The following is a 25,659-nucleotide window of genomic DNA, read 5'->3' on the forward strand; positions in this document are numbered from 1 at the left end:
TCGGGATAAAAATAGACTTTAGTAGCGTGTAAATGATCTAAAAAAACACCTCTTACTTGGTAGCCACGACAAGATGTAAAATCTGATAGTTTTATTAATCTTTCTTATAAAATTCGCATTCATAACCATCGGTATCAAGAAGCAATCCCTTTGCCCAGGGAGGGACTCTACTCATCTGTTGGCATACCCTATCAAGTGACATGCTAGGGTCCGCCTCAATAATAACTTCATCATGCACATGAGCCACAATGCGGTAAGAACTTAGTGTCTTTATGGCATACATCAATAAATCACGAGAGATTGCTTGGACAATATTTTCTACAAACTTAGGCCCATAGCTTTCAAGTCGATCCCATTTCTTTGTAGCTCCGACGCCTTCGTAAGTGACTGATTCACCACCGAAGATGTTTTCACCAATCTGAGGTTTAACATAGGCAAGTTGCCTACCAGAAGGAAGATCGATAAAGAGCATTCCACTCCTGCAATGAAACTTGATGTTTTGAATTTCTTGAGACTGCTTTTCCTTGATACACTTCTTAGCTGCTCTATCCACATCCCACCAGAATTTTACGATGTATGGATTCGCCTGCCTCCAGGCATTAACCAGGGGTTTTAATTCTTCCTTCTCAAGGCCCATCTCCAGTGCGCCCATAGCCTTTAAGGCTCCCACTGATCCACCATAACCTAGGGCCAGTTCTGCGATCTTTCCTTTCTGCCTTAAATGCCCATTCACACCATGCTTTTCTACCGGGACATTAAACATCTGTGATGCGGATGCACAATAAATGTCACCGCCGCTTGCAAATACTTCACTTCTCCAATCTTCACCTGCAAGCCATGACAGCACACGAGCCTCAATGGCAGAAAAGTCAGCAACTATAAACTTACAGCCTTTCTTTGGCACAAAAGCTGTCCGAATAAGCTGTGAAAGAGTATCTGGTATATCTTCATAAAGCATTTCGAGGACTTCAGAATCACCGCTCTTTACTAATGCTCGAGCTTCTTTTAAATCCAGCATATGGTTTTGTGGCAGGTTCTGCAGCTGCACTATTTTTGAGCTGAAGCGTCCTGTCCGATTGGCACCTAGAAAAGTAAACATGCCACGAATCCTGCCATCACTGCAGACTGCATTTTCCATTGCCGTGTATTTCTTCACAGATGATTTTGCAAGCTGCTGACGGAGTTTAAGCACTTCAGCTAAATGCTCTGGTGCTTCCTTCAATAGTTCTGCCACAGCCTTTTTCCCGAGGGTATCTGTTTCTAGACCATTATCAGCCAGCCAGTCTTTCATCTGCTGTACTGAGTTGGGGTTATCAAGTTCTGTTATTTCCTGCATCTGATCCATTAGCTTGGTGTGTGAAATCTCATCCATAGCGATAGCCTGCTTTACGAAGTCCATGTCTACCTTGATGCCTCGATCATTGATTTCCTGGTCAAGATGGTACTCATGCCATATTTCATCCGGGACAGGAAACTTACTAAGCCTCTTTTGTATCTCAATTTCCGTTTCAACATCTCGCTTGTTATAGTCCTTAAAACTCTGCCATTTCTCCTCATCGTCACCTGGCAGATTACGAGTTCTTCCACCGTTTGTTTTCGTAGGCGTACACGGTACACAAAAATATCTAATAAGATCTTTACCTTCTGTCAGCTTCTGCTTTTCAAGACCAAGGACTGCACCCACACCTACTAAGGATAAGGGAAGCCCCATATAGGCAGACCATACCATTGAGCATTTCCATGAGGATGGATTTAGATATTCTCCACATGGATGTCCAAGATATCTGGATAGACAGACACGCTCAAACTGAGCATTAAAAGCCCACTTAGTTACTTTTTCATCGGTCAAGGCATCCAGTATGATCTGTGGTATCTTTTCACCTTTAGCAAGATCAACCACCATCACCTCTCCACCGTCAACAGAATAACCAAAGAGCAGTATTTCAAAATCATGGCTTTCGCAGTATCTGTAAATTCCAGATTTTGGCAGATTCACTGAAGAATAAGTTTCTAAATCTATACTAATAGACTTCATTTTCCATTAACCTCTTCTCTTCTTTATTTCTGACACTAATTGCTGTATCTAAATCTTTAAACCAACCAAGATATCTGCGACACTTATTATATGAAATAGAAACTTGGTAACCTCCAGTATGTTTTGAAACTCCTGGTTTCCCAGTTTTGTTATCACATCGTATTGGCCTACGAAAATCGACTTTGCCATTACTATAAGCATGTTTAAAATTCTTTTCTCTAGTAGACCATTCTAGATTTGACACATGATTATTTTGTTTATCAAGATCTTTGTGATTCACTTCATATTCGTCGGTTTTAGGTTGTGGCAAAAAACAATCCGCAACTAACCTGTGAATGTAAAAACGTTGTTTTATTCCCCTATAACTCAAAGTAATGCCTTGATAACCGCGACCAGAAGTTTTAGGAGTTAATATACGTTCATGAAAATGAGAATAAACTCTTCCATAATTACTTACTAGATAGCGCCCCTCATATCCGGGTATGTCTTTCCATATCTCATCCATTCAATGCACCTCCTTGCAAAAAAGAAGGTGGCAGAGGAAATACCCCCACCACTGTCAATTGGCCTTTTCTATTAGGCAAGGAAGTCATCTTCTGCAAGAGTTGTAAAATCATCTGCTGCAGAACTCTTTCCACCAAGAAGCTCGCCATCTTTAATCTTTTGAATGTTGCCAAGTCCGCAAGCCACACCTTTATTTCCGTTGGAATTGAAGGAGAAAAAATTTAGAGAAACCCTTGCAAAGCAGCCGCTGTACACCTCACCACGATCCATGATTGGCTTTACGCTCTTGTCCACAATCTGTGGTGGGGTTTTGCTGTTGGCATTGATAAAATAATGCCCTTTATATGCCTCGTCATCGCGCTCCACATCCCCATCACGCAGAGGAATTTTTATAGCAGCCTTGTTGGGCTTCTTTCCACCAAACTTAGCGATGCCTTCTTCAATAGCAGCATCAATAGCAGCATTTACTGCGTTAATGGTTTCTGTATCGTCCTTTGGAATGAGTACAGATACGCTGTATTTTTCAGCACCACCGTTGACGGAAACCGGCTCCCAGCCGTGGAAGTAAGAAAGTCTTGTGTTCACACCTGTAATAACCTTAGTTCTATTCGTATTGTTTTTCATAATGATCAATCCTCCATAATTTCTTTAAATTCGTTTTTTGCGTTCGTTACGTTCATAGCCACTCTTTTATCTGTTTTAGGAACAAGCGTTGGCTTTCCTGGTGGTTTTACTATGAGGCTTCCTAAGATTTCCTCAAATTTGGTTTTGCCCATCAGTTTCTGCATCTCTGTCAAAGGAATAAGGCTCTTACGGTAAATATCCTTATATCCGCTTTCTACAGCTCTTTCCGCTACAGCATCTTCATCTTTGTACTTGCGAATTGAGCGACCTTCCACAACTTTAAAACCACTCCACTCTTTTCCGTGGTTAACTGCTGCATCTGTGGCATAAGCAGTTATTTCACCCGCCCACTTCGTAAGATCTGGAATAATCATTAGAATTTCCTCAATCTCACTATCTGTAAGCAGTGGTGGCATCTTAAACTCCTTCTGGGCCAGTTTGAGTTTTTCATCAGCCCTTGCACGGCATCTAGTAGATGCTCTGCAGAAAGTACACCACGGGCCAGGGATATATTCACCTTCCCCTTGATAGGCTTTTGCTGCCTTAGGTTTTAGTTCTTCTTCTGCCCAGGCTTTAAGTTCTTCTACCGGAACAGTCCAGGTGCTGACGTTTTCTCTTCGCGGCTGAAATATTGTCATTGATACTTCTTTGATGTCGTAGAGACTGTCATAGATTTCAAGAGCTCCTAATGCATAGAGTTTCATCTGCGGATTGTTTTCTGCGTCCACAAGGACTCCAATTCCGTATTTGAAATCCACTATGTGAAGCTTGTCATCTGAAATGATTACACAATCTCCTGTCCCAAATCCATCTGGCACATAACAGGAGAAATCAAGACGTTGTTCAATAAGAACGATAGGGTCTGTACAGGACTTTCTTGCAAGTTCTACCTGTTCCATGATGAAGGCAACATAGTCATCTGTGCATTCTTCCATTTCATCTGAATCATACTCTGACACGGGCCTCTTACTTCTGATGTGGAGAGCCTTTTTCAGTTTGTGTTCTGAGAGTTCATGTGCTGCAGTACCCGCTTTTGCCGCCTCTCCACTTGTGTTTTCAAACTCAAGTTCAAGCCTTGCAGATGGCAAACAGTGAAGCCACCTGTGTGAAGAAGATGCAGATAATATTGCGTGATTACCCATTGCCTAGAACCTCCGCATCTTTCAAGATGTCAGCATAGTAAGCCTTGTCAACAGCACTTAACTTATCCGCACCATACTTTCCGATAATCTCTCGCACCTGCGCAGTAAAACCAAGCTGGCTTTTTTCAGCAAGGACCATACGCACTTTTTCAAGTGGGATATCAGGTTCTTTTGCTGGTTCTGTCTTTGTGACAGGCGCTTCTTCAGGCGCAGCATCATTTTCTGTCATTGTCTTACAAACTACTTCTATGCTGTCTGCAAGGCTTCGCATATCATTTACCACATCAAACAGTAACTTTACTTTGCTCAAGTTCATTTCCTCCTTTCCTAGTCTCACAGATGGCAAGTTCCTGGACGCTATCTCCAGGAATCAGAATTGTTACACGCTGTTTATCTCCAAGGAGGAAACGTAGAATGCGCTCCCTTACGGTGACATTACGGCAAGTAACGATTCCGCCTGTCTGTGGCATTTTTGAAACACTGATCTTCAGGTTGTGTTTCATATCCATCACCTCTTTCTGAAAGGTCATTATTTGTGCCCCTCTATCTGGTAGCCGTGGGAAGGATGGAAATCTGACGGTTTTGTGAAATTACAAAAAAATAATGCCCTCAGAAGTTTTAAACCTCCAAGGGCATAGTGCTTACTTATTCGATTTTAATAAAGGCATCCGTAAAGCCTGCAGCTTTTACTCTGGCCAGCATAGCGTCCGCATTAGACTTAACACTGTAGGCACCGACCTGAACTCGGTAAAGCTTTTTAGTTGGTGGAGCAGTAACCGTCAGTAGCTTTTTAACATCAGTCCTGAAAGTATCCATACTCTTGCCGTGCTTAGAAAACCAGTGCTTAGGGTCTCCGTGATTACTGGCGATTTTCTTCTGATAACCTTCGTAGTGGCCAATGATGTCCTTCTCCGTCAAGTCATAGAGTTTACAAAGATGTGCGCAAAGCTCTGTGGCTTCTTTGTAGATCGCGTTGAAGTAGGCTGCATCGGACAGGTTGTCTTCACAGATTTCAAATCCGATATGACTATTGTTGGCATCACCACCTGCATGCCAGCCTCTATGATCCCAGGGTAGTGTCTGATAAGTAGCGACAGCACCACTTTTAAGTTTCCCAATAAATGCATGGGCACAAACTTGTCTGCCGCTGGGTCTATGCTGATTCCAGTGATTGTTGTACTGGTTTTCTCCCAAGATGCCATCATCTGGACCAACGTATCTACGAAGATAGGGATTGTTAGCCCCAGTGCTGTGGACCATGATGCCTTTTGGTTTGATTTTCCTACCTACTTTATAGCATTCATTTTCTGTAAGAATGAGTTTTTTTCGGTTCATTATTCTCCTCCCTCAAGATTCCACACATTACTTTGTTCCATCCTTATCGCCACCGTCTTTTAGCTGTTCAAGAATCTCTCTTAGTTTCTCAGGTACAGGAAGCCCGATTCTTGTTGAGTTTTCTATGATGCTGATTCCTTCATTGGACAGATAAAAGAAGATAACTGCGGTTCTGATGACACCACCATCTCCGATAATGTTCTGATCAATAATGTGGGCAATGCCTACAAGGGAGAAGATCACTACTTTCTTGAAAATGCCCCGAGCACCTACATCACTTGAAAGATGCTTTTCTAAAATGGCGCACATCACTCCAAGAATATAGTCAATCACCACAAAGGCAATCAGGGCATATAAAAATCCATCGTAACCTCCTAGAAACCAGCCAAGCCAACCACCAATGGCTGCAAAAGCCATTTGAATAAAAGTCCAAATATCTCTCATGTAATTTCCTCGCTTTCATTTTTGTGTATAAAAAAATGCCCTATTTATAAGGCATCAGTTCTTATTCATAAACCCTGCTACTGCTAGTTTTATCTTTTGTTATCTTTCCGATGTAGTCACTAAGTCTTCCTTTTCCAATTCTTCCTCCGCTGTCCACTGTAAAATCAGTGTAGAATCCGTCCTTCCCAAACCTGTGAGTTATTTCAGTTATGAGTCCAAGGTTAGAAGAACCTTTATCACTAACAATTACTGCTTCGTCTCCAAGTATAAGTTGTGGTCTGAATGGCCCAGTGAAACTCTCGATCTTACCAACATACTGAAGGCTTAGAGCTATCTGGTTTGCATAGTTTTCTGCATCGGTTAGTGAGGTTCCTTCAGGCACATTCACATACAGAGTTTTATTAGCCTGTAAATTCCAGCCGGTATAGGTTTCAACATCCCTATAGACCTTAAGAGAGAAGTTTTGGTTGTGGACGCATACACGTCTATAGGCTTCCTGGTCATCTCTAACGATGCTTCTTGTGAAAATGTCCTTATCTCTATAAAAGGTATAGGTGGTATTTCTTGTAAAGCCAGCATAGTTTGAAGATCCAATTACTACCGTTCCATCTACAAGTTCTTTTACTTGCCACCCATCCAGAGCCTTTAGAATCTCCATGATCCCTTCAAGACAGCTCATGTTCGCATCAAATTGATAGCCTGCATAAGTGCTGGTGTTTTCTACAAGCATCTCATCTGAGCTTATGTTTGCCCGAAACAGTATATCCTTCAAAATCTCATGGAGAACCATGTAGGGATATGAGTTCTCCTCATCAAAGCTTTGATCCCCTAGGGCTTTTCCGATTATGTTTCTACCATCCACACTGATAGCTTCAGATAGAAGAGAAAAATTGCTTCGATCCACATAGAATACTCCCATTGGGTAAGGTTCACTATCTCCCATAACAAGTTCAAACTCCACTTTGCTTCCTGGAGATAGAAGGCTTGATTCTTCAGATATGGCCACATTACCTTCATACTCAGGATTTTCATTCATAGGATTATCAAGGCCTAAGGTAAAGGAGGCGATAGGGGTATCCATAGAATGCTTAATTGAACCACTTTTAAGGTATCGCTCCATCTCAAAAGCAAACTCATAGATTAATAGCTTATGGGTATCAGAGGTTCTATAGCTTCCCACAACACCAAATCCCTGAAGAATTTGAAGCTCTAGCTGCTTGATTGTAACATCAGGACTGATCTTTATAGGAGAGAGCCAGGTGGGAGAGCTATACTCCCCGTTTAATTTCTCAGAAGGCTTTCCATAAAGTTCCTCACCTGTGAGATAAAAGAGCTGTCCTTCTGTCTTTGGAAACTGAAGAAAGTCAGGATATTTTCCCTGACCCACTATTCCCGTTGTAGAGAAAACAAGTTCCATCTAATCACCTACTTCATCCTTATCCTCTGAAAGCTCAAGCTTAAGTTCATGTCTTTTACCGCATTTAATGCAGACCACATAGTCTCTAATGGTCTCATAGTAAAACTCCTGACCACATTCACATTTTATGTTTCCTTTCTTCATCTAGATCCCCTCCCCAAGTACTAAAACAGCCTCGGCATTAAGAAGATAATTGGTACCCTTAGGTATCTCGTTGATATGGTGTCTTTTGATGAGCACGATATCTCCTTCTTGTAGAACTGTTGTGTTAAACTTCATCATTGGAAGCAGGTAGCTTTGCCAATCGAAGAACTCCATGCTTCCATAGCCTTCTGTAATGTAGCAGTTAATTCTCAAATACTTCTGAGTGGTGTTGATATGGATATATCTATAGGTAGTTTCATTGGAACCATATCCCAATCCGGTAACGTAATTGACCCATGCATCTTCAGAGTTATCCTTTGTTGCAAAATCATAGTAGCTTCTGGCATACCCTTGCCTTGTCCTAAAGCTGATAACAAAATTAAAGCCTTCCTCTGAATAAAGCTCAACCATCCCGCATTGTCTCGTACTACTGATTGTCCCGGTGTGGAAGTAATGATTATTAATAACTTCAGTCCATTTTGCATAAGATGTTGGAATAACTAGAACATCAAGAAAACTAAATTCTTCGCTTGTATAGTTAAAGTCGCCAAACTCGGTAAAGTAGTGGTCTGTGATCACATTGCCATTTACCTTGACTTCTTCAATATCAGTGGTCTTAAAGTTTAGAAACAGCTTGTTGGCTGCGGCTTCCTCCGCAGAAACCATATACTCATAATACATATCTCCATCAAAGGTCACAGGCAGTGATCCAACACCTGTCCATATCAGCCTATCCACTGGGATGTCCAGTTTCCTGTCCTTAAAAGTCTTTCCAAAATATCTGCTGCCCGTAGCCTCGATTCCAAGAACTGCATAATTGCTGAACTGACAATTTAATTTTCTTGTTCTCGCTACGGCATCTGTGGTAGCTGTGGCACTCATGCCAACATTGGGCTGGCATAGATATTTGCTGGTTGATATGGCCAAGGTGTTAGAGGGTACACTTCCTGCACCAGCCAGGTAGTCTCTAAGTGTCGTATACCATTCACCACCATCTGAAAATTCATCAAACTCAACAAACACTGTGGCATAGATATCTATGATCCTTACCGGTGTCTTTTCTATGGTAAGTTGATTTCCTTCGGCATCAGTTATCATGGCGTGGGTGTTAATGCTCGTTGTAGTCTCGCTGATACCAACTTCTGTGAGAATATTTCCGTTAAACTCTGTCGCTTCAAGTCTTATGGACTTGGTCCATTTAGATACAGGAAATGCCCTGATCAGCTCTACGGTGGAGCATGGCTTATTGCCCACTCGGTTAAAAAGTGTGGTTCTGGTTGGATCCATGGTTCCACTACCAGTACCAAATACGATCTGGTCAAAGTAACTGCTAAAAGCCACAAGCCTGGTATAAATCCTATTGAGGACCATGTTTTCAGCCTGGCCTCTTAATTCCACTTCACCCGTCTCCACATTGGTTACTACAATGTCAAATCTATTATGAAACTTGGGTTTTATCTCTGCTCTCATGCTTATTCCTCCTATGGATTTTCAATACTTGAATAGATCAGCTGGGTTGTTATAGTAAATCCCACCACTCGAATTCTTTCGGAGAGATCGTATATGTTATGATAGGTTATTGGTATCAAAACTGTTGTGGTATTTGTTCCAACCCTTAACCTTTCCTCGATCCCAGGGTTCGGCGAGGAGATGAGCTCAGTTGGATAAAAGCCTACTGTAAAGTCCTCTATAGCGCCACCATACCCGATGAGATTTCCCAGCTGACCTTTGTAGTGGATGGTGATTGCACCTTCTACTTCATCAAAGGCTTCCTGGTAGTTATCATGCAAGGTAATTAGAAGGGTATTTTCCTCAGTAGGATGATGCTCGACCTTTTTAACGGCGTAATCTACTTCCTTAAGCTCTCCACCAACAAAGTCTCTTTGCAGTCCAGTTACCTTGATCGCTTTTTCATCATGAACAAATGCCTCTATCTCATAGAGGTAAAGGTAGCTTGAATATCTGGTGGTTACAGTCCATCTGTGGTAAAGATAAGCATCAGAGTACTGCCAGTAATATTCCTTCCAACCTTGCGTATCCTCACTTGCTCCAGTAAAAAGATCCGTCCAGTTGACCCCATCATCACTTCCTTGAACCTTGAAATCCTTTGGTCTATGCCTGCTTCCCAAATACCACCTGAAGCCTCCCAGTCTTATGGGCCTTACGGTACTTACCTGAATCCATTGCTCTCCAGAAGTCCTTGTGTACCACATGGAGGAAGTAGATCCATCAAAGGCATTGGAAGGATAATAGCTGGAATAATTGCTACTTGCCCCGTAGAAACCAAACAGGTTTATGAACTTTCCAACGATAAAGGGTAGTTTAGGGAGTATTTCAAGGTTTCCCATCACTCTGTCACTAAATCTAATGGCGATCTTCTTTCCTTCACTCTTACTCATTCCACACCTCCTCCACCACAGGTAGCGGTATCTCAATTGGCACCAGATTAATTGGTGTGAACTCTATAAAGAAATCATCCATCATAAGACCAAGCTGTGTTTTAAGGTTCTTAATGGTAAGTTTTACACGCTCTTTCGCATTGTTAATACCAACCAGAGTCTCCTCGGATACCGAAGCCTGATACTTGTTTCCTCCAAGGTGAGTCACATTACCCACAGGGATCACCATTCCAAAGTACACATCCTCTAGAAATAGGTTCGCTACTTGAAGCTCATGCATGGGGTAAAGAGTTTCAAACTGTATGGTTCTTCCCCAGTCACCGTTTCCATCATCTAGGTTCGCAATCCATAAAAACTTATTATAAACATCATGAAAAATGTGATCTAAACCCACTGAATAGGGAGAGTAGACCCTAATGGTTTCTGCAGGCTCAAACACATCATGGTAGGTAATCTTTATAAGTTCTGTCTTTGACTTTTCCAAATATGGCTTTATAGTTTCTGTTGCTATGGCCATACCTGCCCAGTTTCTCTCTGTGACCATCCAGTGTATGTTTCCTACGGAATCCTCAATGGTAAACCCCATTCTAAAGTCATTTGTGATGAACATATTAAGGGATATGGCAGTTGCAGCGAACTCCGATAGTTGTCTTTCAGGCTCCCACACATTTGTAAAGTCTACTGTCTGACAATAGCTTGAATAATATACCTTCCCATCAGTTTTAATGTAGGAGATGATGATCCCTTGGTCCTTGTCCGGGAAATTCACATTCTTCCAGCCTCTTATGGCTTTGACTTTCGTAACTGAAGAGGATATCTGCCTTTTTGTCTCACTTAAATCCCACAGCTGACTCCACAATATCCCTTGAGTATCCACCCAAAATATAAAGGGCTTCTCATCCGTTGCAAGTCTCCATTTTCTTCTATGAAGCTGCCAGTTTCCGTTAAAGGCTATGGCAACAGCGTTACCTTCTCCAAGTTCAAACTGCTGAACCCATCCAAGTTTAAAGTAGTCAGGATACTTCCTAATAGAAGTTTTAATAATTCCACCTTCTATGTGGATTTCATAGATGCTGTCTGGTGACCCATAAGGAACTCTTCTTCTTGCTGCTAGGGATATGTCTCCTAAATTGTCTGCAGTCCTTATGGTTTCAACGGTCCAGTAGTCTGAATCCATTACAGTGGTCCTAGCCCTGCTTACCCTTATGCTCATCTTTGGGTCGGCCTTATTCGCTGGAGTCTGCTGTGTGCTTTTCAGCTTTTCATTCAAATGGGGGGTGACACTTCTCAAGGTGACACCTCCTCTTTGAGAACCATTTTAATGGTTCCTTCGAAAAGACTCTTATCTAAATTACCATGCGCAAAATTAATCCGTTTCCAGGAAATATTCTCCTCGATGTACACTACATATTTTTTATCAAGAAAGATCAGTACCAGTGGGGTACCAAGATCTCTTAGAAGGTTGATTTTCTCTGCCTGCCTAAAACTGGATACGATTGTTCCTGTTGTGCTTTTAAGTGGGCTACCGATCACCTGAACATGATAACTGCCATCTAAGAGCCGGTTTACTACACGATTGGAAACATGTTCAAAGGGAGAGAGGTCTTTTAGAATTTTCGACAAGACTTCTCCGTTAGAAGTTTCAAGTCTAATCATAAGATTCTGGCCTCCCTTCTAAACTGGTCCATTATGATTTCAACCACACCAGTTAGCTCATTCTTTGTATTTATCCCTCTAACTTCGATAACTCCTGTATGTTGAACTATTGAAGGAGTCTCTCTATTAGGATGAAAGCCTTGAAGCGCATCATCCATATTGAGTCTAGTATCAAGATTAAAATCAGTAGGTATTGCGCCTAACATATCTTTTTCCACACCACTCATGGCCTCTGTGAAACCTTCTCCCATACCTTCACCCATATTAGATCCAATGCCAGCAAAGACTTTAGAAGGTGAACGAATCCCCAAGACTTTTTTTACACCACCTACAATACCGTTGACCATGCTTTTTACTTTCTCACCAAGCCAACCAATCATCGATGCAATCCCATCCCATAAGCCTCTTGCGATATTTTTTCCAACCTCTAATATGGATGGAATTCCTCTGGAAAGTCCGGAAACGATAGACGAGATGATTTGTGGCAATTGAGCAACAATCTGCGGAATGGCCCTGATCAAGCCCATACCAAGTTGGATGGTTAGCTGAACACCCATTTCAATGAATCTAGGTAGATTGCTGGTAATAAAGCCAATAATACTGTTTATGATTTGAGGTAAGGCTTCTATTAATGTAGGCAGTGCATTTAAGAGCCCTTGAGCCAATCCACTAATTAACTGAAAGGCAGCATCTAGAATTAAGCTCATATTATCAATTAAAGTGCTAGCAATCAGAATGACAGCTTCAACCATAGAAGGTATAAGCTCAGGTAAAGCCAACCCTAAACCTTCTACAAGAGCAGCAATAAGTTGTATGGCCGCATCGATTAAAAGCGGCAAATTCTCAATGAGTGCTCCAACAATTGTCATAACCGCATCTACAGCTGCTGGAATCAGTTCTGGAAGTAGGCTCAGTAAGGTTTCCAGAACCTGACTGAATAAATCCGTTACTGTACTAAGAAGAACTGGCAGAAGGTCTCCAATGGCCATAAGGATCGCATCCATAGCTGTTGGTAGTGCTGTTACCACATTCTCTAGGATCGGAACAATATTGATGACGACTGCCTGAAAAGCATCTACGAGATTTTGGGTTAGGTTTGTCATATCCGCATCTGCATTTCCTAGACCTGCCGTAAATGAACCTAGAGCAGCTTGTAAAAGACCTATGGAACCTGTGACGGTTTGGGTGGACTCTCTGGCAAAGTTCCCAGCATATTGCTCCGTATTTTCAAAGAACATCTGCATGGCCACTTCAGCTTTTTCTGCATTTGTTGCCGATGCCCAGGTGAAATCTAATCCTTTGGCAAGAGCGTAGGCTTCGATATTTGTAGCGTTCATGGCAACACCCAGGTTATCCATCATGGTGAAGTTACCTTTGGCCGCACCGGCAACAGAATCAAGGGCTACCTGCATATCGATGCCCATAACTGATGCCATGTCTGCAGCTCGCTGCATGGCCTTTTCTGTCAGTTCTAGACTCTTTTGCTGTTCAACACCAGAACCTTGAAAAAGCGCTCCCATCTTATTGGCTGTGGCCAAATATTGACTCTGGGATACACCTAGATTTTTGTAGGCTTCTTCACCAGTTTTTTGAATAGATGAAGCATATTTTCCAAAGACCGCTTCAGATCCACCAAGATTTTGCTCCAGTTCCCCAAACTGTTGGACAATTTCCTTCCCCAGCTTTATGGTTGCAGCACCTGCAGCAAGTGCCACAGAACCCATAGCGACACCAATCCCTTTAAGAACCCCTCCAAACTTCTCAAACTTCCCACCAGCGCCTTCTGCGGACTTACCGGATTCTTCTAATTGTTCTCCCAGGTTTTCTGCTTCTTCTGCTGAATCTTCCAGTTCCTTTTCCATTTTATTGAGATCTGCATTAGCATTATTTAACTGAATCTGCCAGGCTTTTGTTCGCTTATCATTTTCCCCGAAGGACTCTGCTGCATTCTTTAAGGCGGATTCAAGTGTCTTAACCTTGTCCTTTTGAGCATCGATTTCTTTGTTTAAGATTTCATTTCTTGCTGTTACTGCCTGGAGAGATTTGTCTTGTTTGTCAAATTGGGAAGTCACAAGGTTCATTTCTGAGCCTAACACTTTAAAGTTTTGGTTTATTTCTCGAAGTGTATTTTTGAATTCCTTTTCGCCCTCGACGCCAATCTTCAGTCCAAAATCCGACATACTTTCACCTCCTTCAGGCATGAAAAAAGACACCCACCATGGAGTGCCTTAAATCTTGTAGTCAATTAACATTTATTACTTTTTCTTTACTGGAATCCAGATTTCACTTCGATATTTCGGATTTGAAGTATCCTTACTCTCATTCCACAATATTTCAGGTCCGTCTACTGACTCGTATCCTGATGATGGGAACCATTCTGAGTAAATTCTTCCCCATATGTTTTGCAATGTTTCAGGGAACGGTCCAATTGATTCGAACACAGCCCACGTATGAGTTGTAACTTCTAATGTATCAAATCCATCAATATCATTACTTGAAGTTGCTACTCCAATATAATGATCCAGTTCTCCTTTCTCCTCCATTCTTCCCTCAGAGAAATTTGTAGAAGCACTAATAATCCCTGATGGTTCGATATTGGATAAGGCTTTTAACCTCGCTATAACTTCTGGTGTTAGCAATTCATACATTTTAGCAATCTCTGGATTTACTCCATTAAAAATTATGGGGACTCTTTTCTTAAAGCCTACCAGTTTAAACGGTTCCTTTTCAACAATTCGATAATTCATTTCGCATCCTCCTTGAATAGATAGTTGGAAGGTCATTCTCGGATACGCTTTTATTCTTGCACACTCACTTCTTGCTTCAGAAGGTAAAATACCATGCATAACATGAAAAGCACGTGAAAAAGAATCAGCAGATCCATATCCATATTTCACAGCGACATCGATTATTTTCAAATCGGTATTTTTTAATTCCAGTGCAGCCAATGTTAGCCTTCTTCTTCGAATATACTCAGATAAACTTATGCCAGCTAGAAAAGAAAACATGCGTTTAAAATGATACTCCGAAGATAATGCTATTTTTGCTAGCTGGTTAAAATCAATATCTTCTGTTAGGTGCTCTTCAAGATATGAGAGTGCATTATTCAAACTACTTAATGAATCCATACGACGACCTCCTTTCAACAACAATAATATCAGAGGATGCAATTACTCATCCGACAATCTGTGCACAGTTTAGTCGATTTAACTTATAAACATTATATCCATTCAGGGATAACCTCATCAATAGAATATTCATTTCTTGGTTTCGATATTCCGGTAAATTGCTTATGACACTCCCAAAGGTCCATTAAATAGCCAATGGGCATAAGCCACACTTCATCTTCTAATCGCCTTAAATGGACTGTTCCAAAGTAGATAAGTCGGGTAAAGACTTGTTCATCACTTACCCGACCACCTCGTTTTTTGAGTCGTCACTCTCCACATTCCTTTTTGTGCCTTTCATCATACTGGCCATAATGGCATTCTTGTAGTTAGCCAGGTCAAAGGGAGTGGTAAGAAGCTCCACTTCATCTTCTGTGAGCAGTTCTTTTTTATCGTCCTTGTTCCTAATATTGTGGATCAGGATGGATTGGTTTACCAGAAGGGTGATGAGCCACACCACCTCTTCTAGAGCCATTTCAAAGTTCTCAGTTTTCATAAGCTTATCGCCCAAATTCTCAAGACCACCATAGCGCCCTGCAATTTCCTTTGTAGCTTTGGTGGTGAGAATCATCTTAAACTCTGTGCCGCCAATATCAATGGTGGTGCTTCTTTCTTCACCGGCTTCGTCAATCTTTAATTTTTCATCTGCCATGATCATGCCCTCCATTAGGAAACAACAACAGTAGCCACTGTGGTCGTCACGTTTTGTGCACCACTAGAGCTTAAGACGCAGTAGTAGTAATAGGTATCAGCTAAGAGATCAGTTGGAATATCGAAACTTGCCGATGTCTCACCGTTAATGGCTGTACCACCTGTAGAACTGTCGATGGTATTTTCATACCACTGATAAGTCACCGGATCGCTGGTATTGGATTCCGCCACCACAGAAAGGCTTCCAGTAATGCTGCCCGCGGTTACTTCAGTCAATGTAGCTGGCTGAGTTGTAATTGTAATGGTTGGTGTCACTGCTGTGAAATCTGGTTCATAAACGGATGTGAACCAGCTTGTAATGGTTGATGCAGACACACCATTATCTCCTTCAGTAACTTCCGCTTTCCAAGGATGCTTGCTTTCTCCGTCTAGTTTATTTCTTCTAAAGACGGTTCCTTCTATGGTGGGACTGCTAAATGTGATGGAGTCGCCCTTAGTTGCAAGGCTTGTGGCGGGAACAGAGAAGATAACCCTGTAGAGCCAAAAGTAGCGATATTTTCCATTGGCCTTCTTGGCTCGAAACCCAATAGCCACCGGTGACCCACCATCTTCACTTCTTGAAACAACGACGTTATTGCTGTCGATTTTACATCCTGTTAAATCTTGTGCTACCAATGATCCGATATCATCAATACCCAGTGTCAGGGCACCACTCTTAAATTCTTTTACCACCTCGCTGGCACCGTCATCTGCGTAGAGAATGGCTTCAATGAGCTCAATGCTCAGCTCTGCAGTCATGGCTTTGGCCAGTACTTTAGGGGTTCCATAGGTTTCGATGCCGTTTTGATCTTCTGTGATCTTGGCATAATATAGAGAATCCAATCCTATTGTTGCCATTTAATCTTCCTCCGTTTCATATTCTTTCATTACGTCAATGGCGTAATGATGAAATTTAGTGTCGTGTTCATAACCAACATACTGCCTATCTGTTATGGTGATCCCTCCGGATTGGAGGGCTTTTGTTAGTTCTTTCTTGCGCTTCATATAATTCTTCTTCGTGAAAAGAGAAAGCCGAGCTTCTGAGAGAATCATATAGGCTTCATTATCTGCAAAGAGATCAAGCCTATCAGACATGGGGGTAATAACCAGATATTCATCAGGCGGCGTATCGGAAAATACTCCGGTCTCCACAGGAATGTTAATGGGTTCTAGTATGTTGTTTAAATCCGCAAGTAAGCTCATAGCTTTTCAATCTCCTTATCAAACTCACTTTTCATGGTTTCAATGCATGCCTTCCGTGATGCGGACTTTGCTGGCTTCAAGAAGGGTTTAGGTGGCTGACCTGATTTGCCGTATTCAAGGATATTTGCAATCTTGGCATTGGCATCTCCATCACCACGAGGTTCATTAAAGCCAACCTTGACATTGAAGTTTCCATTTCGATCTAGCTTAGTGGGAGAGAGACCCAGGGAAGATACCAGCTCACCGGTTGAACGGCTTTTTTCTTTGGTTTCATTACCGATAACACCTTTAAGATTGGCTTTTACTTTATCCAGAACAACTTCACCGCCAGCTTCTAAAACTTTCGAGACAATCTCATCGGTCTTATCACCAAGCTTTGTAAGCTTCATTAGAAACTCATCGGGCATTTTCATGGTTGCTTTAGCCACTTGGAATCACCTCCTTAGCCAGCACTTCAATGTACATACCGCGACCTTTGACATCTTCAACAGATGTGATTTCAAATCTCTTATTACTATGGATGATTACCATAGATGTTGTTATGGTTATACCAGGGATGTTGCGAAAGCGAAAAAGGTCTGTGGCTTCTGAAAAGGAAGCTCTATTTGCCCATTTCTCATTGCCATGGCGACCTTCACGGTAAGCTCTTACAGAAGCTACGATGTTATCAACCTCTGTTTTAAAGCCTTCGGGATCTTTTATGGTGACGCTCTCAATGATGTCAATGAAGGTATTCATTTTCCCAAAGCTCATGACTACACCTTCCAATCCCGATCAAGCCGCAGCAGGAGATTGACTGTATTCCAAACCTGCTGTCCAGCCTGCACATTATCAGAAAAGAAACCACCTGTGCTGCCGTCCCTGGATTCATAAAAGTGGGACGACAGCATAATAATGGCTTGCTGTGTGGTGTCTGGCATAACTGCTTCCACGTAGTGGTTCTCAGGAAGATGCTGATAACTTTCTGCATACCTCGTGGCGGCGGTGATGTACATCTCAAGTAGTTCATCATCAGCCGAGTGATCAAGAATAAGATTTGCTTTTACTTTTTCCAGCAGTGTCATACCGCCACCATCCTTTCATTAGTCTGAAATCATAAGCCCTGCAGCCTTAAGTTTGGTGAGGAGTGCATTAAAATCCGTCACCAAATCTTCTACTGTGGCAGCAGTGCTTGCAGCTTGATTGTCAAGAACAGGGAGGCCAGTAACGACCGCCCCTTCCTTGATTTCAAGAGTTCCACCAATGACGGTTTTCTCACCGCCCTGTTCGGTATAGTTCTTTGTGTTATAACCCATAGGACACCTCCATTACGCTTTCTGCTGAAGCACTTTGATGGCTTCAGGCAGAATCAGTTTTCCATCCACACGCTGAGTGGCAACAAAGCCTACCTGGCCAGTGGCTGCATAGAGCTCATTAAGTCTCTTGAATACTCTACCTTGACGATCCGCTACCCAGTAGTAGCCAAAGTCACCGAAGATGATGGACTTTGCAGATGCAGCGATGGTAGGAACGTAGGATGAAGTGTAAACAGGTCTGTTCAGAATGGTATCTGGAGTTCCGGCCTGAAGTGAAGGCTGCCAGATATACTGACCCTGACCATCTTTCAGCTTCCTAATTGCCTTAATGGTGGCATCGTTCATAACGAACACGGACTTGTTTCTGTAAGGAGACTTAAGAGAGTAGAAGAGGTCCAAAATCTCATCAACGGTAATAGCTGTAGCACTTGCAGCGGTTACACCGATCTGTGCTCCACCAGTAGCAGCAAGAATACCTGTAGGCTTACCAGAGCCATCTCCAGTGAAGAAAGCATCTTCTTCCTTGTTACCAATACGTCTTGCAAACTCTCTAGCGATATAGTTTTCAAGATTAAAGACGCTGTCGTTTAGAAGTTCTTCTGATACCTTAATCATGGTACCTAGCTTGTAAGCACCAATAGAAACCTGTCCAAAGCTATCATCGCTTTCAGGAATGGCACCTTCTTCATCAATCCAAGAAGCGGTTCCTTTGGAAGCTACCACTGGAATCTTACGATCGCCAGAAGAAGTGGAGATGACGTTGGCCAGCTTTCTGAAAATATTCTCTTCATCCAGGGCTTCAATAAGAGTACGCTCGAACTCATCTGGTACAAGGTAACCACCTTCCGTGTCAGTGCCAATCTGCAGTGCGTTCTTAATCACCGGATCGAGTCCTTCACCAGAACGGGTTCTCATGGCATTCCAGAATGCTTTCTGGTATTCTGCGGAGGCTCTGCCGCCTTTGGATTCCATACCCTGGAAGATAGGTTTTCCGGTAAGTGGTGTGTTAAGTGGCTTTGAAAGCTCACGATCCAGAGCTTCCTGCTTTTCAAGACGGTCAATTTCCTTACCAAGGGCAACAACATCAGCTTCCATCTTTTCATAGGTTGCAGTGTCTTCAGCGGACACAATTCCATCTGTACCTCTTTTGGTATCCAGTAATGCTTTAGCAGCTTCCCAGGATTTTGCTCTTTTTTCACGCAGTTCAAGAATCTTATTCATAGTGTTTTCCTCCTAAAATTTAGTGTTGAATCAAAGAAAGCCGCTTTTCTAGCGACTCAATTGGGGTGCCTGTATTCTCTTTTGGTAGTTTGGGTTTTACCTTATCAAGCAGGGAGTTGGTTACAGCTCTGCGGCTGAAGGCATAGGTAAAATCCTCAGTTTGATTTCTTTTCTTTTCATCCTCCAAGATGCCATCAGCGAAGCCAAGTTCGATGGCCTTTTTGGCATTGAGCCAGGTTTCTGCATCCATAAGATGGGAGAGCTTTGTCCTTGACTGGCCCGTCTTGATTTCATAGGCATTGATGATGCTCTCTTTCACTTCAGATAGCATGGAGATGGCTTTTTTCATTTCCTCGCTGTCCCCAATGGCCACTGTAAGGGGGTTATGGACCATCATAAGGGCAGTTGGTGCCATAAGCACCGTTGTCCCCGCCATGGCGATGACTGAGGCAGCAGAAGCGGCAATACCGTCAATCTTTACGGTAACAGTGCCTTTGTAATCCATCAGCATGGCGTAAATCTGACTAGCAGCAATGCAATCGCCTCCTGGGGAATTAAGCCAAATAACAATGTCACCCTCGCCGGCAGTCAAATCTGCTTTAAATGCCTTAGGGGTGACATCATCATCAAACCAGGAGTCTTCAGCAATAACGCCGTCTAGGTAGAGTGTTCGGACACCAGTATTTTCATCTCGTGCCCAGTTCCAAAACTTCTTCATTTAGGTTCCTCCGTTTCTTTGATATTTGCGAACGCGCCTGCATCCTGTAATTTTGTCATCGCGCCATTGATGAGGTAGAGGTTACCGCCTAATTCTTCTGGAATTCTATCCAGATTTTCAAGCTCTCTAATATCATTGGCACTCATCCAACCATTCTGCCTGGCAGTGGCATAACCACTCATACGGCTGACATAATCACCACGCAGTAGGCCATCCACGTTAAACTTGATAAAGACACTAGGTTTCTCGCTTTCCATGAGCAGCGCTCTGCACATGGACTGTTCCCAGCGGACCACCCAAGGGTCGAGGGTGTATTTTACAAACTCCAGTGATTGCTGTTCGATGTTACTAAAGGATGACTTCTCTAGATCAGCCAGCATATGAGGTGGCACTCTAAAGATACGAGCGATCTCATTAATCTGGAACTTTCTGGTTTCTAGGAACTGAGCCTGTTCAGGAGAAATACCAATAGGCTGATACTTCATACCTTCTTCAAGAACAGCCACCCTGTGGGCATTGCCACTTCCTTGGTAGGCTGCGTTCCAGGATTCTTTAATCTTCTGAGGATCCTTGATAGTACCGGGGTGTTCCAGTACGCCACCCGGTGAAGCGCCATTAGCGAAAAACTTAGCTCCATATTCTTCAGTTGCAATGGCAAGACCCACAGCATTTTTAGCCATGGCAATGGGTGAATAGCCTACCAGCCCGTCAAAGCCAAGACCGGGGATATGAAGGACGTCTGATGGTGAAAGATACACTTGATATTCTCTACCAAGAGTAGGAACATCTTCATTGCCACGCTGATACATATAGAATAGCCGACCACTTGAATCGCGATCGACCGTCATTTTGTTGGGCATTAATGGGTAGAGAGAAATCACTTCACCTCTTGCATTTCGAATAATCTGAGCATAGGCATTTCCCCATAATAAAAGATGACTCATTAGCGTCTCTCTAAACGCAAAAGAAGTCATCTCAGGATTTGGTTCATCATGAAGCAGCTTATATAGTGGGTGTTTTAGGTTTTTCTCCTTTCCGCCTGAATCATTGTACTTGTAAACATGAAGGGGTAGACCAGCTAGCGTCTCAGATAAGATTCTTACGCAGCTGTAAACTGCGGTCATTTGCATGGCGGATTGCTCATTAACTGGCTTACCAGCACTAGTACTTCCAAAAAAGAAACTGTAGCGCCTGCCACCAAGAGCGTCTTTAGGTTTGTCTCTTGCCTTGAATATTCCTTGCAATATTCCCATGGATATCACCCTCCTTAAAAATAGACATGAAAAAAGCACCTCAGCTGAGATGCTTAATATTGATAGCATAAGTTAATAATAACTTTAGGTCGTGCAGTATAAATGATGTGTCGTAGCGGTATTAAAAGATGTAGATTAGTATATTCTCCATCCATGTTTTGTTACTATTTTACAATTTCAAGAACATAACATCGTGTAATTGACCAAAACCAATACTTAAAGCATTAGTAATCAAAAATCCTGAAATAATGATAGCTACTGCAATAACGACCTTACCTATTAAATCTTGATATTCTTTCACAATAAATCCTCCTTTAATTATAATTTATAGTTGCATTATTATCTACTTATATGCAATCAGCTTTAGTCTATTTCATTTATTATACCATAGGGAAGATAAATTAGAAGATTAAAAGGCCTCGATCGTCATAAACGGAATTACCAGTTTCTCCACCACAGCGGATCGCTCGGTCAAGAGCCATAATTGTGGCAACAGCACCGTCAATCTTCTCGGTGGATTTTTCTTTGTCTGCTTTAATGTTACCAGCAGGATCGGTTCTAATGAAAATGTTGTCCATCATCCAGCGGAGAACAGGGTGCCCACCGTGAGCGATTTTTTCTTCCAAAGTCAGCTTCATTAATTCTTTTGTTGGCGGAGACATGTCTTTAAATCCCTGACCAAAAGGGACAACTGTGAACCCTAAGTTTTCTAGGTTCTGAGTCATCTGAACTGCTCCCCAGCGGTCAAAGGCAATCTCACGGATGTTATATTTCATTCCAAGTTTCTCAATGAAAGTCTCAATGAATCCGTAGTGAACAACATTGCCTTCGGTAGTTAGAAGGAATCCTTGTTTTTCCCAAACATCATAATTGACATGATCCCGTCTAACCCTGAGGTCAATGCTGTCTTCCGGTATCCAGAAGTATGGAAGAACCATATATTTGTCGTCTTCATCTAGTGGAGGAAATACAAGTACAAAAGCTGTTATATCTGTAGATGAAGAAAGGTCCAGCCCGCCATAGCAGACGCGACCTTTGAGGGCTTCTGGATTAACGGGGAATGCACAGGCATCCCATTTATCCATAGGCATCCAGCGAATAGCCTGCTTAACCCATTGATTGAGCCGAAGCTGTCTGAAGCTATTTTCTTCAGCGGGGTTTTGTCTGGCAGACTCATAAGCTGCTTTTACTTTATCCATACTAACAGTGATGCCAAGGGATGGGTTTGCTTTCTTCCAGACCTTTGGATCGGACCAGTCATCTTCTAGATCTGCACCATAAATCACTGGGTAGAAGGTAGGGTCGTTTTTCCTTCCAGCCATGATGTCTATAGCTTTCTGATGCACTTCCCAGCAAATACTGTTTTGATTATCACCTGCGGTAGTGATTAGAAAGTACAAAGGCTGCATCCTGGCATCACCACTACCTTTTGTCATAACATCATAAAGTTTTCGGTTAGGCTGCGTATGAAGTTCATCAAATACAACGCCATGGGTATTAAAGCCGTGTTTGTTTCCGACATCCGCCGAAAGCACTTGATAGATGCTTCCAGTGGGTTGATAGATCAGTCTTTTCTGTGAGTCCAGAATCTTAACCCGCTTGGATAAGGCAGGGCACATTCGCACCATATCAGCAGCCACGTTAAAAACGATGGAGGCTTGGTTACGATCTGCAGCACAGCCATAAACCTCAGCACGTTCTTCGTTATCTCCACAGGTTAAGAGCAGGGCAACAGCCGCCGCAAGCTCACTTTTTCCCATCTTCTTTGGTATTTCTACATAGGCGGTATTAAATTGACGATAGCCATTTGGTTTTATGGTTCCAAATAAATCCCGGATGATTTGTTCTTGCCAATCTATCAGTTCAAAAGGCTTTCCCGCCCAGGTTCCTTTGGTATGGGTGAGGCATTCAATAAAACCAACTGCATAGTCCGCCATCTCCTTGCTGTAATGGGAATCTTTCGCCATGTAAGATGTTGGTTTATACTTCTTTAGTTTTCGCATTTATTATCAACTCCTAAATACAGGAAAATCATTCACTCTGTCCTTTCAAAATTGTTTTATTGTCTAACAATACATTTTCTTCCATTTCCATTGACTTTTTGTTTTCCATATAATACCATTAAGATACAAATTATATGGAGGTGTTAATGAAATCAACTGGCATTGTTAGAAAACTCGATGAATTAGGTCGTATTGTTATTCCCATTGAAGTTAGACGTGTGTTGAATATTGATGTAAAAGATAGCTTAGAAATTTATACAGAGAGTGATACAATTATCTTTAAAAAGCACACACCGCATTGTTTTATTTGTGGGAGCAGCAAAAATACCATTATTTTTAAAGGTAAGTTAATATGCAGAGATTGCATTAATGTAATAAAGGAAGCAGGCCAATAATAGAAGCCTGCTTTTTTTTATGTTGTTTCATGCAACTTATTTAATTAAATTTCTTCACCAAAACTTCAAGTGCAGCTTGCGCATTGGCATCAATGGGTTCGATGTCCCAGCCTCTATCAAAGCTTGCAATGATCTGGCCATCTCGCTTTAGCATCAGTTTTGATATTCTACCTTCATCAATGCCGTAAGGGGAGCCTAAGTCAAAGCTTTTGATCCAGTAATAAATGGTTTTGTTTTCGACTTCGATTTTACCTTCTCTCCACATGGTCTAAGTCCTCCTTAAATCCTAACCAAGATTGCTGGTAGCATTTGCTTTTCGCCGGTCTGCAAGTCGCTATAGCTTGTCTTAACCTTGGTAAGTCCATCCATCCTACAGCCATGCTTTTCAAATTCAGCAAGGGTTGCAATCAGTCCTGAGAAGGTGCTTGAAATGGTAATGTGGTCAATTCCGTAGGCTCTGCAGGCTTTAACAATGGGTTCAATGTCGTAATCCCAAATGACCTCAGAAAAGTCGATGGTGTCGTTTCCTGCTTCCTTGCTTCTTTCGTAGGCCCAGTACATGGTGCTGTTGATTCCAGACTCCTTAAAGTTTGCGCCGGCCAATTTGGCCTCTTCAAATGCTTTGATTTCTTTCATGTTCTCATCCTCCATTTAGTGTGGTTTTGTTTTGGTATTACATATATCACTCTAAACGAGAATAATAGCAAGTCATTTCTGTAGTAATAGAGCAACTTTCTGGCCTGAAGACTAGTCTTCAATCCCACAGTAACGGCAGTAGGAGTAGCCCTCAGGATTGGTGAGTATCTTTTCACCGGTGTCTTTGTTAATGACCCTAATGCACCTAAGCTCACCTTTTTCATTGGTGCCGCCATCTGACTTCTTGATCCAGGGCTGGTCCTCTAGAAAATCACTGGTGAACTTCTTGAACTCTGAATCACTGAGTTCAACTTCTCGAATCACAGTGTAATCAGAACCAATGACGCTATCTTCTTTTGCCTCTTCAGTTGCTTCTTTTAGTTCCTCAAGGTTGTAGAACTTTCGACCAAATAATGCCTTCATTGCTGTGACTCCTTCCTGGAATTTTCCTCGATGACCTTGCAGGAATCAATGCCGTAAACCACATTCAAGCTGCTGCCGTTGTCCCACTGAACCATGATGGAACCTGTGTCATCCACGCCCCACACGGTGCCTTTAGTGCCCGCTGGTGGTGCTTGCACATCATCCATCGAAAAGAGCTGGACCCTGGCGCCAGCGGGGTACTGCTTGCGTAAGTGGGCCAGTCTTTCTTTACTGATCGGTTTCACTTGGAGCACCTCCTTTGAAGGCACTGCTGCCGGATAGGTTTTGAAGGAGAATCTTTCTATGGGTTTTGAATTCTTCACCAATAAATCCAAGGCGGAGAAGGAAGCAGCGGAATGCGTATTTCTCGTTATCGACGTCTTTTTCTTTCACGGTGATTCTCTTTTGGGTTTTCGCCATCTCACAAAGCTTTGTAATGAACTGGGAGTAGGCTTTTATCTCATCTGGATTTGGCAGTTTTGAAAACCAAGGGAAGCTTATGCGTTCCTCATAGGCTTCAATGGGAAGCGCATCCACATTGAGAGCTTTTTTAATGAGATTGCCTTTTGCTTCTAGCAGTTTGGCTAGCTTCTCCAGGTCTCCACCAGATAGGGAGTCTTTTGGAATCTGGATGATGAGTCCAGTTTCCTCGGTCTCTGCTTCAGCCTGAGCTGGTTCATCCACCTCAGCTTCAAACCCTGCATCTAAAAGCTTTCTCATTAGTGACTTGATTTCATCCTGATCCACTTCGCTGTCAAAGGTTAGCTCACCGTCTTTTCCGATGTGGTAAGGTCCAACCTGGTAAGCACAGGATGGGACCCCCAGGTATTTTGAAGGAACCTCTGTGATTTCACTGATGAGCTTCACCAGCTTTTTACGTTCATTACCAGTTACGTTGTAATTGATTTTCATGGTATTGACCTCCTTGTTTTTTGCTTACTACATATATCACTCT

At 42.4% G+C, this 25,659-nt stretch carries 33 protein-coding genes and 1 pseudogene; 1 reads left to right on the forward strand and 33 read right to left on the reverse strand.

All coding sequences use genetic code 11. The features are described 5' to 3' along the window. Positions 1-94: 94 nt before the first annotated feature. The 28 genes and pseudogenes from JOC49_RS04880 to JOC49_RS05010 all read right to left on the reverse strand — a co-directional run bounded on the left by JOC49_RS04880 (position 95) and on the right by JOC49_RS05010 (position 23,250). Positions 95-2,035 (reverse strand): DNA polymerase, encoded by a 1,941-nt coding sequence (locus JOC49_RS04880; protein WP_204662983.1) that lies wholly within the window; start codon positions 2,033-2,035, stop codon positions 95-97. Next, positions 2,022-2,540 carry an NUMOD4 domain-containing protein gene (locus tag JOC49_RS04885; protein WP_204662985.1) on the reverse strand — a complete coding sequence of 173 codons (519 nt, stop codon included), beginning with the start codon at positions 2,538-2,540 and terminating at the stop codon, positions 2,022-2,024. The genes JOC49_RS04880 and JOC49_RS04885 overlap by 14 nt, the downstream gene beginning before the upstream one ends. 71 nt (positions 2,541-2,611) lie before the next feature. Continuing rightward, positions 2,612-3,163, reverse strand: a complete 552-nt coding sequence (locus tag JOC49_RS04890) for a DUF2815 family protein (RefSeq protein WP_204662988.1) — start codon at positions 3,161-3,163, stop codon at positions 2,612-2,614. Positions 3,164-3,168: 5 nt separating this feature from the next. Beyond that, positions 3,169-4,305, reverse strand: coding sequence for a DUF2800 domain-containing protein (locus tag JOC49_RS04895; RefSeq protein WP_204662990.1), 1,137 nt, complete (start codon positions 4,303-4,305; stop codon positions 3,169-3,171). Continuing rightward, positions 4,298-4,615 carry an rRNA biogenesis protein rrp5 gene (locus tag JOC49_RS04900; protein WP_204662992.1) on the reverse strand — a complete coding sequence of 106 codons (318 nt, stop codon included), beginning with the start codon at positions 4,613-4,615 and terminating at the stop codon, positions 4,298-4,300. Before JOC49_RS04900 ends, JOC49_RS04895 begins: the two co-directional genes overlap by 8 nt. After that, complete coding sequence (locus tag JOC49_RS04905; RefSeq protein WP_459251388.1) at positions 4,590-4,835, reverse strand: hypothetical protein; 246 nt, start codon at positions 4,833-4,835, stop codon at positions 4,590-4,592. The genes JOC49_RS04900 and JOC49_RS04905 overlap by 26 nt, the downstream gene beginning before the upstream one ends. A 115-nt stretch (positions 4,836-4,950) precedes the next feature. After that, the gene (locus JOC49_RS04910; RefSeq protein ID WP_204662994.1) at positions 4,951-5,640 is read right to left on the reverse strand and encodes an N-acetylmuramoyl-L-alanine amidase; all 690 of its coding nucleotides are present in this window, start codon (positions 5,638-5,640) and stop codon (positions 4,951-4,953) included. Between the two features lie 27 nt (positions 5,641-5,667). Continuing rightward, positions 5,668-6,084, reverse strand: a complete 417-nt coding sequence (locus tag JOC49_RS04915; RefSeq protein ID WP_204662995.1) for a phage holin family protein — start codon at positions 6,082-6,084, stop codon at positions 5,668-5,670. A 61-nt stretch (positions 6,085-6,145) separates the two neighbouring features. After that, positions 6,146-7,501, reverse strand: a complete 1,356-nt coding sequence (locus tag JOC49_RS04920; RefSeq protein ID WP_204662997.1) for a hypothetical protein — start codon at positions 7,499-7,501, stop codon at positions 6,146-6,148. Then, positions 7,502-7,645, reverse strand: a complete 144-nt coding sequence (locus JOC49_RS04925) for a hypothetical protein (protein ID WP_204662999.1) — start codon at positions 7,643-7,645, stop codon at positions 7,502-7,504. Next, on the reverse strand, positions 7,646-9,115 hold the full coding sequence (locus tag JOC49_RS04930) for a hypothetical protein (RefSeq protein ID WP_204663001.1): 1,470 nt from the start codon (positions 9,113-9,115) through the stop codon (positions 7,646-7,648). It abuts the gene before it with no gap. Between the two features lie 11 nt (positions 9,116-9,126). Continuing rightward, a complete protein-coding gene (locus JOC49_RS04935; protein ID WP_204663003.1) occupies positions 9,127-10,044 on the reverse strand; it encodes a discoidin domain-containing protein in 918 nt (305 codons plus the stop codon). Beyond that, the gene (locus JOC49_RS04940) at positions 10,037-11,335 is read right to left on the reverse strand and encodes a hypothetical protein (RefSeq protein WP_204663005.1); all 1,299 of its coding nucleotides are present in this window, start codon (positions 11,333-11,335) and stop codon (positions 10,037-10,039) included. The genes JOC49_RS04935 and JOC49_RS04940 overlap by 8 nt, the downstream gene beginning before the upstream one ends. Then, complete coding sequence (locus JOC49_RS04945; protein WP_204663007.1) at positions 11,332-11,700, reverse strand: hypothetical protein; 369 nt, start codon at positions 11,698-11,700, stop codon at positions 11,332-11,334. Before JOC49_RS04945 ends, JOC49_RS04940 begins: the two co-directional genes overlap by 4 nt. Next, positions 11,697-13,880, reverse strand: coding sequence for a phage tail protein (locus JOC49_RS04950; RefSeq protein ID WP_204663009.1), 2,184 nt, complete (start codon positions 13,878-13,880; stop codon positions 11,697-11,699). The genes JOC49_RS04945 and JOC49_RS04950 overlap by 4 nt, the downstream gene beginning before the upstream one ends. A gap of 75 nt (positions 13,881-13,955) precedes the next feature. Next, on the reverse strand, positions 13,956-14,828 hold the full coding sequence (locus JOC49_RS04955; RefSeq protein WP_204663011.1) for an AraC family transcriptional regulator: 873 nt from the start codon (positions 14,826-14,828) through the stop codon (positions 13,956-13,958). A gap of 280 nt (positions 14,829-15,108) precedes the next feature. Further along, a complete protein-coding gene (locus JOC49_RS04960; RefSeq protein ID WP_204663013.1) occupies positions 15,109-15,519 on the reverse strand; it encodes a hypothetical protein in 411 nt (136 codons plus the stop codon). 320 nt (positions 15,520-15,839) lie between these two features. Then, positions 15,840-16,415: pseudogene (locus tag JOC49_RS04965) on the reverse strand (major tail protein); the annotation flags it as partial. After that, on the reverse strand, positions 16,416-16,760 hold the full coding sequence (locus JOC49_RS04970; RefSeq protein WP_204663017.1) for a hypothetical protein: 345 nt from the start codon (positions 16,758-16,760) through the stop codon (positions 16,416-16,418). Next, positions 16,757-17,188: an HK97-gp10 family putative phage morphogenesis protein gene (locus JOC49_RS04975; protein WP_204663018.1), complete on the reverse strand. Its 432-nt coding sequence runs from the start codon at positions 17,186-17,188 to the stop codon at positions 16,757-16,759. Before JOC49_RS04975 ends, JOC49_RS04970 begins: the two co-directional genes overlap by 4 nt. After that, on the reverse strand, positions 17,181-17,513 hold the full coding sequence (locus JOC49_RS04980) for a head-tail adaptor protein (RefSeq protein ID WP_204663020.1): 333 nt from the start codon (positions 17,511-17,513) through the stop codon (positions 17,181-17,183). Before JOC49_RS04980 ends, JOC49_RS04975 begins: the two co-directional genes overlap by 8 nt. A gap of 2 nt (positions 17,514-17,515) precedes the next feature. Further along, complete coding sequence (locus tag JOC49_RS04985; RefSeq protein WP_204663022.1) at positions 17,516-17,824, reverse strand: head-tail connector protein; 309 nt, start codon at positions 17,822-17,824, stop codon at positions 17,516-17,518. An 18-nt stretch (positions 17,825-17,842) separates the two neighbouring features. Continuing rightward, positions 17,843-18,055 (reverse strand): Head fiber protein, encoded by a 213-nt coding sequence (locus JOC49_RS04990; protein ID WP_204663024.1) that lies wholly within the window; start codon positions 18,053-18,055, stop codon positions 17,843-17,845. Positions 18,056-18,067: 12 nt separating this feature from the next. Then, positions 18,068-19,276 (reverse strand): phage major capsid protein, encoded by a 1,209-nt coding sequence (locus JOC49_RS04995; RefSeq protein WP_204663026.1) that lies wholly within the window; start codon positions 19,274-19,276, stop codon positions 18,068-18,070. A 19-nt stretch (positions 19,277-19,295) separates the two neighbouring features. Next, positions 19,296-19,994 carry a head maturation protease, ClpP-related gene (locus tag JOC49_RS05000; protein ID WP_204663028.1) on the reverse strand — a complete coding sequence of 233 codons (699 nt, stop codon included), beginning with the start codon at positions 19,992-19,994 and terminating at the stop codon, positions 19,296-19,298. Then, positions 19,991-21,247, reverse strand: a complete 1,257-nt coding sequence (locus tag JOC49_RS05005; protein WP_204663030.1) for a phage portal protein — start codon at positions 21,245-21,247, stop codon at positions 19,991-19,993. The genes JOC49_RS05000 and JOC49_RS05005 overlap by 4 nt, the downstream gene beginning before the upstream one ends. Before the next feature lie 169 nt (positions 21,248-21,416). Continuing rightward, complete coding sequence (locus JOC49_RS13355; RefSeq protein ID WP_279381196.1) at positions 21,417-21,548, reverse strand: hypothetical protein; 132 nt, start codon at positions 21,546-21,548, stop codon at positions 21,417-21,419. A gap of 100 nt (positions 21,549-21,648) precedes the next feature. Next, positions 21,649-23,250 (reverse strand): terminase large subunit, encoded by a 1,602-nt coding sequence (locus JOC49_RS05010; protein WP_204663032.1) that lies wholly within the window; start codon positions 23,248-23,250, stop codon positions 21,649-21,651. Between the two features lie 146 nt (positions 23,251-23,396). On the opposite strand from JOC49_RS05010, the gene JOC49_RS05015 reads away from it, so the two are divergent. Next, entirely contained in the window at positions 23,397-23,645 is a 249-nt protein-coding gene (locus tag JOC49_RS05015) for an AbrB/MazE/SpoVT family DNA-binding domain-containing protein (RefSeq protein ID WP_207754682.1), read from the forward strand. Positions 23,646-23,685: 40 nt separating this feature from the next. Here the strand turns inward: JOC49_RS05015 and JOC49_RS05020 are convergent, their stop codons facing one another. The 5 genes from JOC49_RS05020 to JOC49_RS05040 all read right to left on the reverse strand — a co-directional run bounded on the left by JOC49_RS05020 (position 23,686) and on the right by JOC49_RS05040 (position 25,616). Next, complete coding sequence (locus JOC49_RS05020) at positions 23,686-23,910, reverse strand: DUF7678 domain-containing protein (RefSeq protein WP_204663034.1); 225 nt, start codon at positions 23,908-23,910, stop codon at positions 23,686-23,688. Positions 23,911-23,924: 14 nt separating this feature from the next. Continuing rightward, positions 23,925-24,281: a DUF7698 family protein gene (locus tag JOC49_RS05025; RefSeq protein ID WP_204663036.1), complete on the reverse strand. Its 357-nt coding sequence runs from the start codon at positions 24,279-24,281 to the stop codon at positions 23,925-23,927. A gap of 111 nt (positions 24,282-24,392) precedes the next feature. Continuing rightward, positions 24,393-24,704, reverse strand: coding sequence for a hypothetical protein (locus tag JOC49_RS05030; protein WP_204663038.1), 312 nt, complete (start codon positions 24,702-24,704; stop codon positions 24,393-24,395). Continuing rightward, entirely contained in the window at positions 24,701-24,949 is a 249-nt protein-coding gene (locus JOC49_RS05035) for a DUF4314 domain-containing protein (protein WP_204663040.1), read from the reverse strand. Before JOC49_RS05035 ends, JOC49_RS05030 begins: the two co-directional genes overlap by 4 nt. After that, a complete protein-coding gene (locus tag JOC49_RS05040) occupies positions 24,933-25,616 on the reverse strand; it encodes a virulence protein (RefSeq protein WP_204663042.1) in 684 nt (227 codons plus the stop codon). Before JOC49_RS05040 ends, JOC49_RS05035 begins: the two co-directional genes overlap by 17 nt. Positions 25,617-25,659: the final 43 nt, after the last annotated feature.

Source organism: Fusibacter tunisiensis (assembly GCF_016908355.1).
Lineage (GTDB): Bacteria > Bacillota > Clostridia > Peptostreptococcales > Acidaminobacteraceae > Fusibacter_D > Fusibacter_D tunisiensis.